Below are 19980 nucleotides of genomic sequence, written 5' to 3'. Positions count from 1 at the left end.
AGTGCCATAAGCTGGCCGGCATGGCGGCGACCGGCGACTGGCACATCGACAAAATGATCCTGGAGAACTTCAGGTGCTTTGAGCGCTTGGAGATTGAATTCAACCCATCGTTGACGGTGCTAGTCGGTGTCAACGGAACCGGCAAGACAGCTGTTCTCGACGGGCTTGCGGTCATGCTTTCGACAGTTCTTCGACAATTTGAAGGTTCGACGCTCGGATTCAAGCTAGGCGACGCGCGTGAGGTTCCGCATGATCTCGAATCAGGTACCGGCGTCGCGCGCATGGAGCCGACCTACCCGGTTTCGGCCCACGTCGAAGGGACGCTTGCAGGAGAGCGCGCCTGGTGGCGTCGTGTGCGGCAGACCGCTTCGGGACGCACATCATGGGCCGATCGGAACACAGACGTCGGCCATATCGCGGCAAGGATCTGGCGTGAGTCGGACATCCCCGGCGCTGAAGCGCCGATGCTGCCGGTCATCGGGCTCTACGGTGTCGAGCGCTTACTCGGTGTGCGGCGCGCCGCGGGCGCGATTTCGCGCTCCCGGTCCGGTGCCTACGACTCCGCTCTCGACGGAAAATCAGACCTCGTCAGACTATCGGCGTATATCAAGGGACTAACACTCGCTGAATTCGCGGCCGATAGGCGCGGGTCGGGCGGCGAGGCGGCAAGTCAGCAGCTCCGCGCTATTTCTCTTGCGGCGAACGAAGTGCTTGGGCACACAGGGTGGCATGATCCCGAGTGGAGCCCAATCGTGGAGGAAATCGCGATTACGCATGACAAGCGAGGGACGCTCCCGCTGTCGTCGCTTTCGAGTGGGATCAAGATTGCGGTAGGTCTTGTTATCGATCTCGTGAGTCGAATTGCTCGCGCAAATCCCCGTGTAGGTGCTGAGGAACTCTTGCGTCGAGCTCCCGGTATTGTATTGATCGACGAAGTTGATCTGCATCTCCACCCGACTTGGCAGCAGCGCATCTTGCCGCAGCTCAGAGCGGTGTTTCCGAACATCCAGTTCATCGTCACGACGCACAGTCCGCAGGTATTGTCGACGGTTGATGCTGCCGAGATCAGGATCATCGACGGGAATTCCGTACGCGGGGTCGACTTCGCGGCGGGGTTGCGCAGCGACATCGTCATGAGCAAAGTGCTCGGAACTGATCCAGAGCCTAATTTGCCCATCAACGAGTCTCTTGACCGATACATTCAACTGGTGGACCAGGGGCAAGGGCGATCTCCCGCAGCGGCGAGTCTACGCGATGAGTTAGATCAGAAGCTCGGTGGAGTCGCAAACGTGCCTAAGTTGGCCGACGCTGACGCCAGCATTGCCTTCGATGACCTCGACGACTGATGCAGAAGATCAACGCCGCCGCCGAACCGGTATCGATGCTGACCCTACGGCAACAGGGGGCTCGATACGCCGAATTAGCATCCGAGCCGTCGATACGTCGTTCGCTTTGGGAGCAACAAGGCAAGAGGTGTGCTTACTGCGAGCGGGTCCTCGCAGACCCGTCCTCGCCGGTGCATAACACGCGGATCGAGCACTTCCATCCGCAGGGGAGTCATGACTGGGCATCGGAATGCGAGCGCGCGAGCCACGCCGCCTCGAATGGTGATGCGCCGGTGGCTTGGGGCAATTTCCTTCTGTGCTGTGATGGAAATGAGCGGGCGGGGCAAAATTTCACGTGCGATAAAGCCAAGGCTAATATCGACATCTGTATCACCTTCCGAAATCCCAGAGATTGGGCGGTCGATCAACTGGTGAACGTCGAACGGGATGGCCGCGTCGTTGCAATGCCAGGATTGCCGGTTGGTGCCGACGCGGTCATCGATGATGTCCTCAACCTGAACGCTGAGCATCTAATTGCCGCGCGAAAGGTCGTTCTTGTAGCCCTGAAGCGACAAATATCCGCGCGAGAGGCTAAGCGACACGGGCTTACTGCACAACAAAAGGCGGCTATGGCCGAAAGTCTTCGCCGTGACGCGAAGGTGCGAGAGTACGGCGCCTGTTTCCTAGCTGTCGCCGCTCGTCTCGGCTAACCGTCCGTGACTCAAAGACGGCGCGCCTGGGCCGACGAAGAGGGCGTGAACTTGAACGTGCGGGGTCCTGATAGCTGACCGCCGCCTACGATGGACGGGTGCTGCTCGCGATCGACACCTCCGCCGGGACCTCCGTCGCCGTCGTCGACCCGGCCACCGGCCAGGCCCTCGCGACCCGCGACACCGAGGACAGCCGCCGGCATGCCGAGGTGATCGGCCCGTTCCTCGCCGAGGCCCTCGCCGAGGCCGGCATCACCGGCGCCGACGTCACCGGCATCGTCGCCGGCATGGGCCCGGGCCCCTTCACCGGCCTGCGCGTCGGCATCGCCGCCGCCCGCACCTTCGCCGCCGCTCGCGGCGTCCCCGTCCTGCCCCTCGTCAGCCACGACGCCGTGGCCCTCGACCAGCGCGACTCGGGGATCGCCGGTCCGTTCGTCGTCCTCACGGACGCCCGCCGCCGCGAGGTCTACTGGAGCGCCTACGACGCCGACGGCGTCCGCGTGGCCGGCCCCGGACTCGCCAAGCCCGCCGATCTCGACGACGCGATCCGCGCCTCCCGGCCCGCAGCGGTGGGCTGGGACCGCGTGACGGTCGCGTCCATCCCGGCCTGGAGGCTCGGCTCGCTCGCCGCGGACCGGCTCGCGTCCGGTGCGGCGTTCGACCAGGACACGCCCCTGTACCTGCGTGAGCCCGACGTCACGGTGCCGGGTGCGCCCAAGCGGGTGAAGCAGTGACCCTGCCGGACGGGCTCCGCCTGCGGCGAGCACACCCGCAGGACCTCGACGACATCATGTGGCTCGAGCACGTCTCGTTCCCGACGGACGCCTGGTCGGCGTCGCAGATGTCCGGCGAGCTGTACTCACCGCACGGGTACTACGTCGTGATCGAGACGGCCGACGACACGTCCGCGCCGCTGGTCGTCGGGTACGCCGGGCTCTCGTCGCTCGCGGGCAACCCGGTCGCCGACGTGCAGACCATCGCCGTCGCCGCGGACCAGCGCGGCAAGGGGCTCGGGCGGGTCCTGTTCACGGAGCTGCTCGACGAGGCGTGGCGCCGCGGCGTGCGCGAGGTGTTCCTCGAGGTGCGCGCGGACAACCCCGTGGCGCAGGCGATGTACACGGCGTTCGGGTTCGAGCACATCGCGACTCGACCGCGCTACTACCAACCGGACGGCGTCGACGCGTGGGTGATGCGGGCGGAACTGCTCGGCCCGGACGCCGAGCGGTCGTCCGACGTCGGACCCATCGGACAGGAGGCCCTCGGTGAGCGCGACTGAACCACTGGTGCTCGGCATCGAGACGAGCTGCGACGAGACGGGCGTCGGCATCGTGCGGGGGAGCACCCTGCTGGCGAACGTGATCGCCTCGAGCATGGACGAGCACGCGCGCTACGGCGGGGTCGTGCCCGAGGTCGCCGCACGGGCCCACCTCGAGGCGATGACCCCGACGCTGCACGAGGCGCTCGACCGTGCCGGCGTCACCCTCGACGAACTCGACGCCGTCGCGGTGACCGCCGGGCCCGGCCTGGCCGGGGCACTCATGGTCGGGGTGGGGGCAGCGAAGGCGCTCGCCGTGGCCACCGGCAAGCCCCTGTACGGCGTGAACCACCTGGTCGGGCACGTCGGCGCCGACGTGCTGCGCGAGGACGGCAGCGAGATCGAGCTGCCGACGATCGCGCTGCTGGTCTCCGGCGGCCACACGTCGCTGCTGCTGGTGCGGGACCTGGTCGGCGACGTCGAACTGCTCGGCGAGACGATCGACGACGCGGCGGGCGAGGCGTTCGACAAGGTCGCGCGGCTGCTCGGACTGCCCTACCCCGGCGGCCCGCAGATCGACCGTGCCGCGGCCGAGGGCGACCCGACGGCGATCCGGTTCCCCCGGGGACTGACGCTGCCGAAGGACATGGCCGCGCACCGGTACGACTTCTCGTTCTCAGGGCTCAAGACCGCCGTCGCACGGTGGGTCGAGCGCTGCCGCGACGAGGGCCGCGAGGTGCCGGTGGCCGACGTCGCCGCGAGCTTCCGCGAGGCCGTCGTCGACGTCCTGCTGACCAAGGCCCTGAACGCGTGCCGCGACACCGGCGTCGACCGGCTGCTGCTCGGTGGCGGGGTCGTCGCGAACGCCCGACTGCGACAGGTCGCCGAGGAGCGCTGCGCGGCCGCGGGCGTGCGGCTCCGGATCCCACCGTTCGACCTGTGCACCGACAACGGCGCGATGATCGCCGCCGTCGGTGCCCGACTCCTGGCCGAGGGGCACGCACCGAGCGACCTCGGCATCGCCGCGGACTCGACCCTGCCGGTGACGACCGTCCAGGTCTGACCAGTTCGGCCCCGGTCCTTCTTCGGGAGCCTGTGGGAGGATTCACACGGGCGTCGGAGAGACCGGACGCCCGAGAGGGGTGGACGGTGTCCGATCAGAACGAGTGGCCGAAGCCGGGCGAGACGCCGAACGGCCCGGCGAACGGACAGCCCGACGGCACGCCCGCCCCGGACGCCCCGCAGGCTCCTGACGCACCGCAGGCGCCGTCGGCCCCGGAAGCGCCCCAGAACCCGTCCGGCCAGCAGCAGGACCCGTACGCGGCCCCGCAGCAGCAGAACCCGTACGGTGCTCCGCAGCAGCCGCAGAACCCGTACGGTCAGCCGCAGCAGCAGGCGAACCCGTACGGCCAGCCGCAGAACCCCTACGCGGCACCGCAGGCCTCGTCGAACCCGTACGGGCAGCCGCAGCAGCAGAACCCGTACGCGGCTCCGCAGCAGCAGCAGCAGCAGAACGCGTACGGCGCCCCGCAGAACCCGTACGGCCAGCAGCAGAACCCGTACGCGCAGCAGCAGAACCCGTACGCGCAGCAGCAGCAGCCCTACGCGTCGAACCCGTACACGTACCAGCCCTACGCGCAGCGCCCGAAGACGAACGTCCTGTCGATCCTGTCGATCGTCTTCGCGTTCGGCGGCATCATCATCTGGCCGATCATCATCCTGACGAGCCCGGCCGGCGCGATCATGGGCCACATCGCCCTCGGCAAGATCAAGCAGACCGGCGAGGGTGGCCGCGGCCTGGCGCTCGCCGGCATCATCGGCGGCTGGATCCTGACGGGCCTGTTCATCCTGATCGTCGCCCTGGTGTGGATCTCGATCGCGAACGCGTCGGACTACTCGGACTACTCCGACTACAGCTCGAACTCCGGCGCCTTCGTCAGCTGACGCAGCCGCTGACGCGGACGCTGCCGCCGACGCGCACGCAGCACCGCACGCGGCCCCCGGCCGTCAGCCGACCGTGTCGGTGAGCCGCTCGCACAGGATCGCCGTGTGGCGTCCCTCCAGGCGGGTGAGCACGAGCGTGACACGACCCGAACCGCGCAACCGCAGCCGCTTGCGGAACTGCGCCGGGTCGACGTCGACGCCGCGCTTCTTGATCTCGACGGTGCCGATGCCATCGGCGGCGAGCCGTGCGGCCAGTCGCTTGACGTCGAGCGGCATCGTGTCGAGCACCCGGAAGCCCTGCGCGAAGGGGGTCGTGACGGCGCGGTCGGACGTGACGTAGGCGATGCCCTCGGACAGCATGTGCCCGTCGAGGCCTCGTGCCAGGTCGCCGATCAGCCGTGCGCGGATCACGGCGCCGTCGGGCTCGTACAGGTAGGCACCGAGCGGTCCGACCTCGGCGTCGTCGGCGTCGGCCGCTCCGGTCATCTCGGCGATGCCGTGCGCGCCGATGACGGTCGCAGCGCGGCGGATCCCGGGGCGGGCGAGGGGGCCGAACCACAGGGCGAGCTCGACGACCTCGCGGTCGACGGAGGTCCACTGCGCCTCGGCCGTGTCCGGGATCAGGTCGCGGTCGATGCCCGGTCCGAGCTTCACACCGGTCGGCGTCGTCGTCGCCGCGGCGAACACGGTGTCGAGCGAGGGGGACCAGTCGTCCGGGTCGGCGAGCCGGCGGGTGTCCGAGTGCCCGGAGGTGCGGCGTGCGGGGTCCATCCACACGCCGTCCACCGAGGACAGGTCGAAGGACGCGGCATCACCGAGTTCCACCCGCGCGTTCGGCCAGACCGCCAGGTTGTGGGTCGCGACGGCCGCGGTCACCTCGTCGCGATCGACGGCGGTGACGTCGAGGTCGAGCGCCGCCATCGCCATGGCGTCCCCGCCGATGCCGCAGCCGAGGTCGGCGACGCGGGTCAGCCCGGCCGCGGCGAAGCGTCCGGCGTGCTGGGCCGCGACCTGCAGCCGTGTGGCCTGCTCGAGCCCGGCCTCGGTGAAGAGCATGCGGGAGGCGAAGTCGCCGAACTTGCCGCGGGCCTTCAGCCGCAGCTTCGCCTGGGTCAGCACCGCGGCGACCAACCGGGGATCGTGGCCCTCGGCGCGCAGCCGGGACACCACACGGACGATCTCGCCGCCGTCGGAGACGCCCGGGGTACGGTCGAGCAGGGCCATCCCGTCGGGGGTCAGCAGTGCGGTGAGTTCGGCGGCGTCCATGCGTCGATCCTCGCAGGTGCTGCGTGTTCTCCGGATGTGCTGGCACTCGGATTGACCGAGTGCCAGAGGCCCCCTAGAGTTGGCGTTGGCACTCTCCTGTGCGAAGTGCCAACCCGGTTTTCATCTGTACCGAGTCCGTACCGAGAAAGAAGAGGTCACCGTGGCCGTCAGCATCAAGCCGCTCGAGGATCGCATCGTCATCCGCCAGGTCGAGGCGGAGCAGACCACCGCTTCCGGTCTGGTCATCCCCGACACCGCGAAGGAGAAGCCCCAGGAGGGCGAGGTCGTCGCCGTGGGTCCGGGTCGCATCGACGACAACGGCAACCGCGTCCCGCTCGACGTCGCCGTGGGTGACAAGGTCATCTACTCCAAGTACGGCGGAACCGAGGTCAAGTACTCGGGCGAGGACCTGCTGGTCCTGTCGGCCCGCGATGTCCTCGCGGTCATCGTTCACTGAGTCGAGTACTCACCACCGACGCCCCGTCCGGCCTTCGGGCCGACGGGGCGTTCGTGCGTCCGGGGCCGGTCACCCGGGTGCGCCGGTCCTGGTCAGTCCGCTCACCCCGCCTGGAGGCCCGGTGCGCGTCCCACGGGTCGGTGGTCGTTCCTAGGATGGTTCCGTGAGTGAACCGAGTCCGGCGCGACCCGTCCGCAGCGAGGCATCCGTCGGCGTGGTGCAGGCAATCGTGGCCTACGGGCTCTGGGGGCTGATGCCCCTGCTCTTCGCGGCCATGGCCCCCGCCGCGGCGTTCGAGATCGTGTCGTGGCGGATCGTCTTCGGCCTGGTCTTCTGCGCGGTGGCGATCGCCGTCACCCGGTCGTGGCTCCGCACCCGCACCCTGATGGCCCAGCGCCGCGTGATGCTCGTGATGGGACTCGCCGCCGTGCTGATCCTGGTCAACTGGACCGTCTACGTCCTCGCGACGACCACCGGCCACACCGTCGAGGCCGCGCTCGGCTACTTCATCAACCCGCTCGTCACCATCGCGCTCGGCGTGGTGGTCCTGCGCGAACGCCTGCGTCCGGCGCAGTGGGCAGCTGTCGGGCTGAGCGTCGTGGCGGTCGTCGTCATCGCGATCGGCTACGGGCAGATGCCGTGGATCTCGCTGGCCCTGGCGTTCTCGTTCGGGCTGTACGGCCTGGTGAAGAAGCGCGTCGGCGGCACCGTGGACGCCCTGAGCGGCCTGACGATCGAGACCGTGTGGCTGCTGCCGATCGCGGTCGTGGCGCTGGTGGTGCTCGGTGTGACCGGGCTCGGTGGTGGCGTGACGTTCACGAGCGAGGGCTGGGGACACGCGGTGATCACGGTGCTGACCGGGCCGGCGACCGCGGTGCCGCTGCTGCTCTTCGCGTCGTCGGCACGCCGGGTGAGCCTGTCGACGCTTGGGCTGACCCAGTACTTGGCGCCCGTGATGCAGCTGCTCGTCGGGGTGCTGGTGCAGCACGAGGAGATGTCGGCCGGGCGCTGGTTCGGCTTCGGCATCGTGTGGCTCGCGCTCGTGGTGCTGACAGCGGACTCGTTCGCCGCCGCGCGTGCGTCCCGTCGCCGGGCGCTCGCACCCACCCCGGCCGAGCCGGTCTGACGGACGCACCACGGGCCTCCAGGCCGCCGTCGATCCGTCCTGCTGCGGCGACGGACCCTGACGGGCCTCCCGGCCACCGACGCGAAAGCGACAGTCCCCCACGGAAGTTCCGTGGGGGACTGTCGCTTTCGCGAGCGGTGCTGGGCTGAGCCCTACTTCTTCACCGCACCCTGGATGGCGCTCTGGTAGACGGGCTTGTTGTCGCCGTCGAACTTGTAGATGCCGATGTAGGCGGCCGACGGGTCGTTGTTCTCGTCGAACGGACCGATGCCGGACGGGCCGGTGTAGTGGATGTCCTTGCCGTCGTCCAAGAGCGTCTTGCACTCCTTGAACGTCGCGCACTCGGTGCCGCCGTCAGCACCCGACACCGCAGCCATGTTGGCCTGGATGGTGCCGGAGTCGGTGCCCTTGCCCTTCACCGCGGCGAGGGCGGCGAGGATCGTGGCGTCGTAGGACTCCGCCGCGTACGAGTAGTCGGCGAGCGTCTTGCCCGACGAGTCCTTGTAGAACGCGGCGAGCTGCTTCTTGAAGTCGTCCTTCGGCGAGGCACCGGGGATGGTGCCCTGGGCGCCGGTCAGGGTGCCCTTGTCGAAGTCCTTCGAGTAGTCCGCCGTGTTGCCGTCGGACATGTAGATCTTCGCCTCGTTGCCCTGCGAGACGAGCTCCGGGATGATCGACTTCGTCTCGTCGAAGGCGAGGACGACGATCGCGTCGGGCTTTGCGGCCAGGGCCGCGGTCACCTCGGACGAGAACGTGGTCTGGCCGGGCGGGAACTCCTGGCCCTCACCCTTGCCGCCGTAGACGACCTGGCCGCCCGATGCCTCGACCGCAGCCTGCACCGAGTTGCGGAGGCCGGTGCCGTACGTGTCGTTGAAGACCAGGAAGGCGACCTTCGCGTTGCCGTCACCGGTCACGAGCTGACCGAGCGCGGAACCCTGCACCGAGTCCGGCGGTGCGGTCCGGTAGTAGTACGACGAGTAGCCGGAGAGGTCGGTCGCGGTGTTCGCGGGCGAGATCTCGACGATGCAGTTGCTCGTCAGCTGGTCGATGACGTTCAGCGTGACCGACGAGGACTCGGCGCCGATCGCGACCGGCACCTTCGCGTTGACGAGCTTCGTCGCCGCGGAGCTCGACACAGTCATGTCGTTGCTGTCACCGGAGTCGGTCGCCGGGTCGATCGTGACGTCCTTGTCGAGGACGCCGCCCGCGGCGTTGATGTCCTTGACGGCCAGGCCGACACCGGACTCCGCCGGCGGGTTGAGGTAGGCCAGCGAACCGGTCAGGGGCAGGATCGTGCCGATCTTCAGCGCGTCCGTACCGGGGGTGTCCGGGGCCTTGCAGCTGGCGGCGGGATCCTTCTTCGCATCGCTCGACGCCGAGCTCGAGGGGGAAGCACTGCCGGTGGTGGAACACGCGGCGAGGAGGACGGCTGCTGCGCCCGCCAACGCCAGTGCCGCGGTGGCACGGGTGGTTCTGATCATCCGTGGAGCCCTTTCTCTGCGCGGAGGCTGTGCCGCTTCGGGTGAATGCGACGCCTCCACTGGATGTCGAGAAACGTAGGGTCCATGTGTTTCGCCCGTGTGACGGGGCGGTACGCAAAGGTGTTTCGTTACCGAGCCGTGACGTTCCTGTGCGCAGGGACAGGGATCGGTGCAGCAGCGACGGTGCCGGCGTGGCGACCCGACCTGCGTCAGGCGGATGGTCCGGCAGGGCGCCCGGGAGGCCCGGCGTACGTTCCGCCGCATGAGCGACTTCCAGCCCACCACAGCCATCGTCACCGGTTCCGAATCCGGGATCGGCCGCGCGACCGCCGTCGCGCTCGCCGAAGCCGGCATGGACGTCGGCATCACCTACCTGTCCGAACCCGACCGTGCAGAGGAGACCGCGGAGGAGGTCCGGAAGACCGGCCGTCGGGCCTTCGTCGAGCAGATCGACGTCTCCGACCTCGCCGGGGCGGCCGCCGTCGTCGACCGCCTCGTCTCGCAGCTGGGCGGCGTCGACGTCTTCGTGGCCGACGCCGGCACCGGCGACAACGCCCCGTTCCTCGAGATGACCCTCGACCAGTGGCGCCACACGGTGTCGACCGACCTCGACGGGGCCTTCGTCACGATGCAGGCCGCTGCGAAGCACATGGTGCAGGCCGGCACCGGCGGCCGGATCATCGGCATCACGAGCGTGCACGAGCACCAGCCCCGCTACGGCTCGAGCGCCTACGACGCCGCGAAGCACGGGCTCGGCGGCCTGCTGAAGACCATGGCGATCGAGCTCGCCGAACACGGCATCACCGTGAACGCCGTCGCCCCCGGCGAGATCGCCACCCGGATGACCGGCGCCGAGGACGAGGACCCGCACACCATCGACCGCCCCGGTGTGCCGCTCGGCCGCCCGGGCAACGCGTGGGAGATCGCGGCAGCCGTGGCGTTCCTGGCCTCGCGGGCGTCGTCCTACATCACCGGGGTCTCCCTGCCGGTGGACGGCGGGATGCTGCAGATGGGCCCGCACGGCGGCTCGCACATCACGTCGAACGACTGGCGTTCGGCGTAGGAGCTCGGCCGGCGGTCCGGCCTGCAGGCCGGACGCCGGGCCGGTCAGCTCTGCCGGTCGGCGCGCTGGTCAGCTCTGGCGGCCGGCCTGCTCGTCAGCTCTGCTGGACGGCTTCTTCGTCGAGTTCGGCCTGGGACCGCAGGACGCAGAACTCGTTGCCCTCCGGGTCGGCGAAGACCACCCATCCGCCGTCCGGGTGGCGCAGGTCGGCGAGCTCCACGGCACCGATGCCGCGGAGCCGCTCGACCTCTTCGTCGCGGGTGCGGTCGGTGGGGCGCAGGTCGAAGTGGATCCGGTTCTTCACGGTCTTCGCCTCGGGCACCTGGATGAAGAGCACCGTGTGCGACCGGTCCGGTGCGGTGATCTCGCACTCCTCGTGCCCGGGGGCGTTCGGGTCGTCGGGCAGGTCGACGTACCCGAGCACCTGCTTCCACCACTCGGACTGGGCGTAGGCGTCGCGGGAGTCGATCGTGGTGTGTGAGACGGCGCTGACCATGCGGCGACACTACCGCCGCGGAATGCAGCAGCAGCGGGGGTGGGGGGGGGAAAGACGCCGTCGTGTTCCTTCGACGCCGCGGTGCTCGCGAGACGCCGCTGTATTCGGCGGCGTTTCGGGGACTCGGCGGCGTCCAACGCACACGACGGCGTCTTGTGCTCTTCGCCAGCCGCTGCTCACGAGCTCGGCTGGCGACGTGCGCTGATCGGCGCTGCACGGAGCACCGGGAGCCCGGCAGCCGACAGCACCGCAGCCAGCGCTCGTGCATCCGCGGCCTCCCGCATCGTCCACCGCGCGAACCCGCGTACCTCTGGCAGCCGACGGAGCGCGTCCTCACGGTTCTTCTCGTCCCAGAGGGCTCGGGGGTCGTCGTACTTCAGGCGACCGTCGAACTCTCCGATCACGCCGGCGTCGGGCCACCAGAAGTCCGTTCTGAACCTGCCGCGCGGCGTCTCGAACTCGTGCTGCAACTCCGGAGCAGGAATCCCGATGAGATGGGCGGTGACGCGGCTGATCGACTCCCCGGGGGATTCGGCTCGCGCGTCGGCGAAGGCGATCGCCGCGGCGGCCTGTCGGCATCCGCGCACGCGTCCGAGGGCTTCGAGTGCGCCGGCGAGTCTTTCACGGCGGAGCATGTCGAACCGGAGCACGTGGTCGAGGACGACGACGGCGTGGGTGAACGATTGCCGACGTGCGATGTCGAGGACCGTCCGCTCGAGTGACGTCGTCGGGATCCCGTCGATCACGACGCGCTCGCCGTTCCGGATCCGCCCAGTGTGACGGACGACGCCCCGACCGGTGTGCGTCTTGTCGAGCCGGACGTCGACCACGTGCAACCGCCAGTCGGCAGCGTCGAAGTCGGGCAGCCCCCACAGTGCCGCGGCTGATGTCCCCGAGACGACGCACGCGGACGCCAAGGACCCGTACCGTGCGCGGACGAACAGGCGCCGGCGTTCCAGGAGTGAGAGCGCCTCCCACTCCGGACGTTCGACGGCGGCGCCGTGGAACAGGCGCACCGGTTCGTGCAGGGCCGACGGGACACGGACCAGGACGGTGTGGGGGAGCGTGTGCATGCCCGCAGCCTGGATCGCGACCACGCTGCGAGGTGACTCGCGCGCCGGACCGGTGGAGAGCCTCCAGGCCGTTGCCGCTTGTGGAGGAGTCGCAAGACGCCGTCGTCTCCGGATCACGCCCGGAAAGCGTTGAGACGCCGCCGAATTCGGCGGCGTCTCAACGACACGACGGCGTCTTGCGGACCAGAACCGGCCCGGACGGGAACGCTAGCTGCGGTAGTTCGGCGCCTCGACGACCATCTGGACGTCGTGCGGGTGGGACTCCTTGAGCCCCGCCGCCGTGATGCGGACGAACTTGCCACGGGCCTTCAGCTCGGGGATCGTGCGACCGCCGACGTAGAACATCGACTGCCGCAGCCCACCGGTGAGCTGGTAGACGACGTTGCCGACCGAACCGCGGTACGGCACCTGGCCCTCGATGCCCTCGGGGATGAGCTTGTCGTCGTTCGGCACGTCCGCCTGGAAGTAGCGGTCCTTCGAGTACGAGGTCTTCTTGCCACGGGTCTGCAGCGCGCCGAGGGACCCCATGCCGCGGTAGGCCTTGAACTGCTTGCCGTTCACGAACACCAGGTCACCGGGGGACTCGTCGGTGCCGGCCAGCAGCGAGCCGAGCATGACGGTGTCGGCACCGGCCACCAGGGCCTTCGCGATGTCGCCCGAGTACTGCAGGCCACCGTCGGCGATGATCGGCACACCGGCTTCGCGTGCGGCGAGGGAGGCCTCGTACACGGCGGTCACCTGGGGCACACCCACACCGGCGACGACGCGCGTGGTGCAGATGGAGCCCGGACCGACGCCGACCTTGACGGCGTCCACGCCGGCGTCGATGAGCGCCTGGGCGCCCGCGCGGGTGGCGACGTTGCCGCCGATGACGTCGATCGCGTCGAACGTCGGGTCGGCCTTGAGCCGACGGACCATGTCGAGCACGCCCTCGCTCTCGCCGTTGGCGGTGTCGACGACGAGCACGTCGACGCCGGCGTCGCGCAGGGCCTCGGCGCGCTGCCAGGCGTCCCCGAAGAAGCCGATCGCGGCACCGACGCGGAGCCGGCCCTCGTCGTCCTTCGTGGCGTCCGGGTACTGCTCGCTCTTGTCGAAGTCCTTGACGGTGATGAGGCCGCGGAGCTTGCCCTCGGCGTCGACCAGCGGCAGCTTCTCGATCTTGTGCTGCGCGAAGATGGCGATCGCCTCTTCGGGGTCGATGCCCTCCATCGCGGTGATCAGCGGCGCCTTGGTCATCACGTCACGCACGTACGTGGTGGCCTGCTCGAACGAGGCTACGAAGCGCATGTCGCGGTTCGTGATGATGCCGACGAGGGTGCCGTCCTGCTCGACGACCGGCAGGCCGGAGACGCGGAACTGGCCGCAGAGCGCGTCCACCTCGGCCACGGTGGCGTCCGGGGTGGTGGTCACCGGGTTGGTGATCATGCCCGACTCGGAGCGCTTGACCTTGTCGACGTAGGCAGCCTGGTCCTCGATGGACAGGTTGCGGTGCAGGATCCCGATGCCGCCCTGACGCGCCATGGCGATGGCCATGCGGGCTTCGGTGACGGTGTCCATCGCGGCGGAGAGCAGCGGGACGTTGACGGAGATCCGCTTGGTGAGCCGGGACGCCGTGGACGCCTCGCTCGGGATGACGTCGGTGTGCCCGGGCAGCAGCATGACGTCGTCGTACGTGAGTCCGATGAATCCGAACGGATCCGGCTGGTCCATGGGTCCCCTTCGTGGGCGAGTGAAGTGTCGAGACACCGGGAACACGACGACGGGTTCCGGATAGGACATGGTAACGCGAGCGGCTGTCGCCGCATTCCGCCTGGAGGCACGGATCGCGCCCGCCTCGCAGCGTTCCTCCACAACGTCACAGTTCGGGTACGAATCACACAGGGAACGTGTTGGAAACACGGGTGTCACAAAATCCCCATAGGTTCCTCGTCATCCGAACGAGAGGCTCTTCCGTGGGATCCATCACTCCTCCGGGACGGGCGCAGCCGCGCCTGTTCCGCCTCCGCCACGCACGACGACGACCGGTCCTGGCGGCCGTGCTCGTCGCCGCGTTCCTGGCGACCTTCCTGATCGACTGGGCGGTCACCCTGCCGGCCTTCAGTGCCACCTCGGCACCGGCCACCAGCCAGGCGTGCACCGTCAGCCCCGACAACGGGTGCATCCAGGGCACGATCACCGACTCCGAGCGTGAACCGGCCGAGGGCGTCGACGTCGACGTGACCGGCCCGAGCGGCTTCGACGAGACGGCCACGACGAACGGCGACGGCCGCTGGTCCGTCAGCGTCGACACGGCCGGCGAGTACACCGTGAGCGTCGACCAGGGCACCCTGCCGAAGGGCCAGTACCTGACGAACGCCGCCGACGCCGAGCGCAAGGTGCAGGCCACCCTGAACGCCAACGTCGGGCAGATCTTCCAGCTGTCCGACCAGAAGGGCGCCACGACCTCGACGGACTCGTCGGGCGTGAGCATCCAGCGGGCCTGGCAGCAGTTCGCCTCCGGGCTCCGGCTCGGGCTGCTCATCGCCCTGGCGTCGATCGGGCTCTCGCTCATCTACGGCACGACCGGGCTGTCGAGCTTCTCGCACGGTGAGCAGGTCACCCTCGGCGGTCTGCTGGCGTACGTGTTCGCCAACCAGCTCGGCTGGAACATCTGGGTCACCGGCATCGTCGTCACGCTGTTGTGCGCCGCGACCGGGTACCTGCAGGACGCCGCGATCTGGCGGCCGCTCCGGCGCCGGCGCATCAGCCTGACGCAGCTCATGATCGTGACGATCGGTCTGTCGATCGCCGCCCAATACGCGTTCCAGTACTTCTTCGGAGCCTCGACGGTCCGCATCCAGCAGGGCAACCCGGAGACCGTGCGGTTCGCCGGAGTCACCCTGACGGTGCAGTCGTACGTCGCCATGGGCATCGCGCTCGTGGTCCTGATCGCGACCGGGCTCTTCCTGGCGAAGACGCGCTTCGGCCGGGCGACCCGCGCCGTGTCGGACAACCCGGCGCTCGCCGCGGCCTCCGGCATCGACGTCGACCGGGTGATCCGCTTCGTGTGGACGCTCGCCGCCGGCCTCGCGGGGCTCTCCGGTGTGATGCTCGGACTCGTCCTGAACGGCGTGAACTGGCAGACCGGGCTCCAGCTGCTCCTGCTGATGTTCGCCTCGGTCACGCTCGGTGGCCTCGGCACCGCGTACGGCGCCCTGGTCGGCTCGATGATCATCGGCGTCGTCGTGGAGCTCACGAACCTGGTGCTCCCCGGTGACTTCAAGTACGCCACCGCCCTCGTCATCCTCATCCTCATCCTGCTGTTCCGGCCGCAGGGCATCTTCGGCCGCGCCGAGCGGATCGGCTAAGGGAGCACGCGCATGGACTACATCCTCAACCTGCTGTCCTCGCTCACCCAGGAGGCACTCGCCCCGACCACGGCGGCGTTCGCGCTGGCCGCGATCGGCCTGAACGTGCACTTCGGGCTCACCGGCCTCGTGAACATGGGCCAGGCGGCGTTCCTGCTGCTCGGCGCCTACGGCTTCGCGATCTCGATCACCAACGGACTGCCGTTCGTGATGGCGGTGCTCATCGCCCTGCTCGTCGCGATCGTGTTCGCGATCATCCTCGGCATCCCGACCCTGCGGTTGCGCGGCGACTACCTGGCGATCGTCACGATCTCCGGCGCCGAGATCATCCGCATGGTGGGCCGCTCGAGCCTGCTCACCTCGACCACGGGTGGCTCGAACGGCATCACCGGGTCGAGCTACCGCGACCCGTTCACCGCCCTCAGCCCGCTGCCCGACGGCACCACCACGATCCTGTGGTTCACGTACGCGAACAACGGCGTCAACGGCTGGTGGATCCGCATCGCGGCGTGGGCCATGGTCGCCCTGTTCACCCTGGTGCTCTTCCTGCTGATGCGCAGCCCGTGGGGCCGCGTGGTGAAGGCGATCCGCGAGGACGAGGACGCCGTCCGCTCGCTCGGCAAGAACGTCTACTCGTACAAGATGCAGGCGCTCGTGTTCGGTGGGGCGCTCGGTGCGATCGCGGGCATCATCTACGTGCTGCCGAGTTCGGTGCAACCGGACGCCATGGGCCGCTCGATGACGTTCTTCATCTGGACGGCGCTCATCCTCGGTGGTGCGGCGACGGTGTTCGGACCGGTGCTCGGAGCCGTGCTCTTCTTCGTCGTCCGGCTCTTCATCCGCACGCTGGCCGGCGACTTCATCCCCGACTCGATCATGAACGCGCAGCAGGCCGAGCAGTTCTCGTACGTGCTCGTCGGCGTCGCGCTCATGCTGCTCATCGTGTTCCGTCCACAGGGGTTGCTCGGCAACAAGAAGGAGCTGACGTTCAGTGTCTGAGACCTACGGCCACCCCAAGGCCGACCCGATCCTCACCGTCGACGACGTCACCCGCCGGTTCGGGGGCATGACCGCCGTGGACGTCGACCACCTCGAGGTCCAGCGCGGCTCCATCACGGCCCTCATCGGCCCGAACGGCGCCGGCAAGACCACGTTCTTCAACCTGCTCACCGGGTTCGACAAGCCGAGCCCGGGTGCGAAGACGCAGTTCAACGGCGCCACGCTGCAGAAGACGAGCGCGACGCACATCGCGAACAAGGGCATGGTCCGCACCTTCCAGCTGACCAAGGCGCTGTCGCGGCTCACCGTGATGCAGAACATGCTCCTCGGTGCCCGCGACCAGCCCGGCGAGAACTTCTTCGCCGCCCTGGTCAAGCCGGTGTGGGCGAAGCGGGAGCGCGAGATCACGGCCAAGGCCGAGGACCTCCTCGCCCGGTTCAAGCTCGACACCAAGGCCGACGACTACGCCGGTTCGCTGTCCGGCGGGCAGCGGAAGCTGCTCGAGATGGCCCGGGCGCTGATGTCCGACCCGACGATGATCATGCTCGACGAGCCGATGGCCGGCGTGAACCCCGCGCTCACCCAGTCGCTCCTCGGCCACATCCAGTCCCTGCGCGACGACGGCATGACCGTGCTCTTCGTCGAGCACGACATGCACATGGTCCGGCACATCTCGGATTGGGTGGTCGTGATGGCCGAGGGCAAGGTCGTGGCCGAGGGCCCGGCGGACACGGTGATGGACGACCAGGCCGTGATCGACGCCTACCTCGGTGCGCACCACGACACCGACCTGGGTGACGACTCGCTCCTCACCGAGGAGACCTTCGAGGAACTGGCGGAGGAAGTCGCCGAAGAGGACGCAGCAGAGGAGACGACCCGATGACGGACGCAACGGACCCCACGAACGCGAGCAGTGCCTCCAGTCCGTCCCCGGCGGCCACGCTGGAACGCGAGCCGGTGCTCAGCGCGAAGAACCTCGTCGCCGGCTACCTGCCGGGCGTGAACATCCTGAACGGCTGCGACCTGGACTGCTACCCGGGCGAGCTCATCGGCATCATCGGGCCGAACGGTGCGGGCAAGTCGACGCTCCTGAAGGCGCTGTTCGGGCTCGTGTCCATCCGCGAGGGTTCGGTGACCCTGCAGGGTGACGACATCACGAACCTCAAGGCGAACAAGCTCGTGCAGGCCGGTGTCGGCTTCGTGCCGCAGACGAACAACGTGTTCCCCTCGCTGTCCATCGAGGAGAACCTGCAGATGGGGCTGTACCTGCGGCCCCGGAAGTTCGCCGAGCGCCTTGAGGTCATCTACGACCTGTTCCCGGTCCTCGCGCAGCGGCGGAACCAGCGGGCCGGATCGCTCTCGGGTGGTGAGCGGCAGTCCGTCGCGATGGCCCGTGCGCTGATGATGGACCCGAAGGTGCTGCTGCTCGACGAGCCGAGCGCCGGACTGTCCCCCGTGCGCCAGGACGAGACGTTCCTGCGGACCCGCCGGATCAACAAGGCCGGTGTGTCGATCATCATGGTGGAGCAGAACGCGCGACGCTGTCTGCAGATCTGCGATCGTGGGTACGTGCTCGACCAGGGGAAGAACGCGTACTCGGGCACCGGGAAGGAACTCGCTGACGACCCCAAGGTCATCGAGCTCTACCTGGGGACGCTCGCCAAGGACGTCGACGCACAGCGCTAGCGCTGTCGTCGGCTACGGGTACCGCTGTGGGGGTGGTATCCGTGACGGGTGGGGCCGTGCGTGGTCGCTTCGCGCCGCACGGCCCCGCTCCTGTACCCGGCCAGGAGGCGCGGCTCGCCCCTGGTTGCATGGCTGTGGTCGCATGACGCCGTTGTGTTCCGTCAACGCCGCGGTCCCGTCGAGACGCCTCGGAATTCGGCGGCGTCTCGACGGCGTGGCGGTGTCCTGCGCTGACGACGGCGTCTTCCGCTGACGACGGCGTCTTCCGTTGACGACGGCGTCGTCCGTCGCACCCGGCCAGGAGGCGCGGCTCGCCCCGCGCGGGTCGGTATCGTTCCGCGGGTGCGCACCTCCGGACCCCTCGTGCTCGACGCCCTCGTCTGGCTCGTGTTCATCGCGCTCTTCGTCGGGGCGGCGCTGCTCGTCAAGGTCGCGGCCGTGCTGCTCGTCGTCCTCGTGGTGCTCGCGCTCCTGCTCGGCTTCGTGCTGCGGGCGCTCCGGAAGCGCCGACGGGCCCCGCGGCGTCCGCGCTGACGGCTCCGCCGTGACGTCTCCGCCCGCACCGTCCGGCCCGTGCACGCCGCAGAGCCCGCCCGGTAGGCTGTCCGAGTGAGCGAAGTCGAGATCGGTGCAGGCAAGCGCGGACGTCGGGCGTACGCGTTCGACGACATCGCGGTGGTCCCCTCCAGGCGGACGCGTGACCCGCGCGACGTCAGCGTGCAGTGGTCGATCGACGCGTTCACGTTCGCGTCGCCGATCCTGTCGGCGCCGATGGACTCCGTGTCCTCGCCGGCGACGGTCATCCAGATGGGCAAGCTCGGCATCCTCGGTGTGCTCGACCTCGAGGGTCTGTGGACCCGCTACGAGGACCCGACCCCGTACTACGACGAGATCAAGTCGCTCACCGACGGCAACGTCACGAAGCGCATGCAGGAGATCTACTCCGAGCCGATCAAGGCCGAGCTGATCACCGCACGCCTGGCCGAGATCCGCGCAGCCGGAGTGCCGGTCGCCGGCTCGCTCAGCCCGCAGCGTACCCAGGAGTTCTCGAAGACGGTCGTCGACGCCGGTGTCGACCTGTTCGTCATCCGCGGCACCACGGTCTCGGCGGAGCACGTCTCCCAGACCGAGGAACCCCTCAACCTCAAGAAGTTCATCTACGAGCTCGACGTCCCGGTGATCGTGGGCGGTGCCTCGACGTACACGTCGGCGCTGCACCTCATGCGCACCGGTGCCGCCGGCGTGCTCGTCGGCTTCGGTGGCGGCGCAGCGTCGACCACCCGCGCCGCGCTCGGCATCCACGCCCCGATGGCCACCGCCGTCGCGGACGTCGCCGGTGCCCGTCGTGACTACCTCGACGAGTCGGGCGGCCGGTACGTGCACGTCATCGCCGACGGCGGGCTCGACACCGCGGGCGACATCGTCAAGGCCATCGCCGTGGGTGCCGACGCCGTCATGCTCGGCACCGCGCTCGCCCGTGCGACCGAGGCCCCGGGTGGCGGCTACCACTGGGGTGCCGAGGCGCACCACCCCGAGCTGCCCCGCGGCCGCCGGGTCGAGGTGGGCACGATCGCCCCGCTCGAGAACGTCCTGAACGGTCCGACGCCGACCCACGACGGCCGCGCCAACCTGGTCGGTGCCCTGCGTCGCTCGATGGCGACGACCGGATACTCCGACGCCAAGGAGTTCCAGCGAGTAGAAGTGGTCGTGGCGCCGTACCACCAGTGACGGTGGCACCCGGGCACGAACCCG

The 19980-nt window shown here is 69.0% G+C and carries 20 protein-coding genes; 15 read left to right on the top strand and 5 right to left on the bottom strand.

Translation table 11 applies throughout. The features are described from left to right. Positions 1-20 precede the first annotated feature (20 nt). The 6 genes from DEI98_RS00365 (at position 21) to DEI98_RS00345 (ending at position 5234) form a co-directional block, all read left to right on the top strand. A complete protein-coding gene (locus tag DEI98_RS00365) occupies positions 21-1346 on the top strand; it encodes an AAA family ATPase (protein ID WP_111099559.1) in 1326 nt (441 codons plus the stop codon). Further along, positions 1346-2035, top strand: a complete 690-nt coding sequence (locus DEI98_RS18185) for a hypothetical protein (protein ID WP_146243378.1) — start codon at positions 1346-1348, stop codon at positions 2033-2035. Before DEI98_RS00365 ends, DEI98_RS18185 begins: the two co-directional genes overlap by 1 nt. A gap of 98 nt (positions 2036-2133) precedes the next feature. Then, positions 2134-2769 (top strand): tRNA (adenosine(37)-N6)-threonylcarbamoyltransferase complex dimerization subunit type 1 TsaB, encoded by a 636-nt coding sequence (gene tsaB / locus DEI98_RS00360; protein WP_110863199.1) that lies wholly within the window; start codon positions 2134-2136, stop codon positions 2767-2769. After that, complete coding sequence (gene rimI, locus DEI98_RS00355; protein ID WP_111099558.1) at positions 2766-3311, top strand: ribosomal protein S18-alanine N-acetyltransferase; 546 nt, start codon at positions 2766-2768, stop codon at positions 3309-3311. The genes tsaB and rimI overlap by 4 nt, the downstream gene beginning before the upstream one ends. Continuing rightward, a complete protein-coding gene (gene tsaD / locus DEI98_RS00350) occupies positions 3298-4353 on the top strand; it encodes a tRNA (adenosine(37)-N6)-threonylcarbamoyltransferase complex transferase subunit TsaD (protein ID WP_111099557.1) in 1056 nt (351 codons plus the stop codon). Before rimI ends, tsaD begins: the two co-directional genes overlap by 14 nt. 86 nt (positions 4354-4439) lie before the next feature. Continuing rightward, positions 4440-5234, top strand: coding sequence for a DUF4190 domain-containing protein (locus DEI98_RS00345; RefSeq protein WP_111099556.1), 795 nt, complete (start codon positions 4440-4442; stop codon positions 5232-5234). A gap of 63 nt (positions 5235-5297) precedes the next feature. Here the strand turns inward: DEI98_RS00345 and DEI98_RS00340 are convergent, their stop codons facing one another. After that, on the bottom strand, positions 5298-6500 hold the full coding sequence (locus DEI98_RS00340) for a class I SAM-dependent methyltransferase (protein ID WP_111099555.1): 1203 nt from the start codon (positions 6498-6500) through the stop codon (positions 5298-5300). 160 nt (positions 6501-6660) lie between these two features. On the opposite strand from DEI98_RS00340, the gene groES reads away from it, so the two are divergent. Together groES and rarD are read left to right on the top strand one after the other, a co-directional pair. Then, on the top strand, positions 6661-6957 hold the full coding sequence (groES, locus tag DEI98_RS00335; RefSeq protein WP_017885484.1) for a co-chaperone GroES: 297 nt from the start codon (positions 6661-6663) through the stop codon (positions 6955-6957). A 163-nt stretch (positions 6958-7120) separates the two neighbouring features. Continuing rightward, positions 7121-8083: an EamA family transporter RarD gene (gene rarD, locus DEI98_RS00330; protein WP_181437886.1), complete on the top strand. Its 963-nt coding sequence runs from the start codon at positions 7121-7123 to the stop codon at positions 8081-8083. Positions 8084-8235: 152 nt separating this feature from the next. Here the strand turns inward: rarD and DEI98_RS00325 are convergent, their stop codons facing one another. Beyond that, positions 8236-9564 (bottom strand): ABC transporter substrate-binding protein, encoded by a 1329-nt coding sequence (locus DEI98_RS00325; RefSeq protein WP_111053743.1) that lies wholly within the window; start codon positions 9562-9564, stop codon positions 8236-8238. Between the two features lie 262 nt (positions 9565-9826). Here DEI98_RS00325 and DEI98_RS00320 point away from each other — a divergent pair, with 262 nt between their 5' ends. Then, positions 9827-10627 (top strand): SDR family oxidoreductase, encoded by an 801-nt coding sequence (locus tag DEI98_RS00320; RefSeq protein WP_071404637.1) that lies wholly within the window; start codon positions 9827-9829, stop codon positions 10625-10627. Between the two features lie 94 nt (positions 10628-10721). On the opposite strand, the gene DEI98_RS00315 is transcribed toward DEI98_RS00320, so the two are convergent. The 3 genes from DEI98_RS00315 to guaB form a co-directional block, all read right to left on the bottom strand. After that, positions 10722-11123 (bottom strand): VOC family protein, encoded by a 402-nt coding sequence (locus DEI98_RS00315; protein ID WP_111099554.1) that lies wholly within the window; start codon positions 11121-11123, stop codon positions 10722-10724. 176 nt (positions 11124-11299) lie between these two features. Next, positions 11300-12196, bottom strand: a complete 897-nt coding sequence (locus DEI98_RS00310; protein WP_146243377.1) for a hypothetical protein — start codon at positions 12194-12196, stop codon at positions 11300-11302. 207 nt (positions 12197-12403) lie between these two features. Then, on the bottom strand, positions 12404-13906 hold the full coding sequence (gene guaB / locus DEI98_RS00305) for an IMP dehydrogenase (RefSeq protein WP_110859527.1): 1503 nt from the start codon (positions 13904-13906) through the stop codon (positions 12404-12406). A 326-nt stretch (positions 13907-14232) separates the two neighbouring features. On the opposite strand from guaB, the gene DEI98_RS00300 reads away from it, so the two are divergent. The 6 genes from DEI98_RS00300 (at position 14233) to DEI98_RS00275 (ending at position 19956) form a co-directional block, all read left to right on the top strand. After that, a complete protein-coding gene (locus DEI98_RS00300; RefSeq protein WP_111099552.1) occupies positions 14233-15543 on the top strand; it encodes a branched-chain amino acid ABC transporter permease in 1311 nt (436 codons plus the stop codon). 12 nt (positions 15544-15555) lie between these two features. Continuing rightward, a complete protein-coding gene (locus DEI98_RS00295) occupies positions 15556-16542 on the top strand; it encodes a branched-chain amino acid ABC transporter permease (protein WP_027466698.1) in 987 nt (328 codons plus the stop codon). Then, entirely contained in the window at positions 16535-17425 is an 891-nt protein-coding gene (locus DEI98_RS00290) for an ABC transporter ATP-binding protein (protein ID WP_027466697.1), read from the top strand. The genes DEI98_RS00295 and DEI98_RS00290 overlap by 8 nt, the downstream gene beginning before the upstream one ends. Further along, the gene (locus DEI98_RS00285; protein WP_027466696.1) at positions 17422-18228 is read left to right on the top strand and encodes an ABC transporter ATP-binding protein; all 807 of its coding nucleotides are present in this window, start codon (positions 17422-17424) and stop codon (positions 18226-18228) included. Before DEI98_RS00290 ends, DEI98_RS00285 begins: the two co-directional genes overlap by 4 nt. A 342-nt stretch (positions 18229-18570) precedes the next feature. Beyond that, the gene (locus DEI98_RS00280; RefSeq protein WP_027466695.1) at positions 18571-18762 is read left to right on the top strand and encodes a hypothetical protein; all 192 of its coding nucleotides are present in this window, start codon (positions 18571-18573) and stop codon (positions 18760-18762) included. A 75-nt stretch (positions 18763-18837) separates the two neighbouring features. Continuing rightward, positions 18838-19956 (top strand): GuaB3 family IMP dehydrogenase-related protein, encoded by a 1119-nt coding sequence (locus DEI98_RS00275; RefSeq protein ID WP_027466694.1) that lies wholly within the window; start codon positions 18838-18840, stop codon positions 19954-19956. Positions 19957-19980 lie beyond the last annotated feature (24 nt).

It is taken from the genome of Curtobacterium sp. MCLR17_034 (assembly GCF_003234485.1).
Lineage (GTDB): Bacteria > Actinomycetota > Actinomycetes > Actinomycetales > Microbacteriaceae > Curtobacterium > Curtobacterium flaccumfaciens.
Note: the sequence above shows the minus strand (reverse complement) of the source record. Positions and strands in the feature narration are given on the sequence as shown.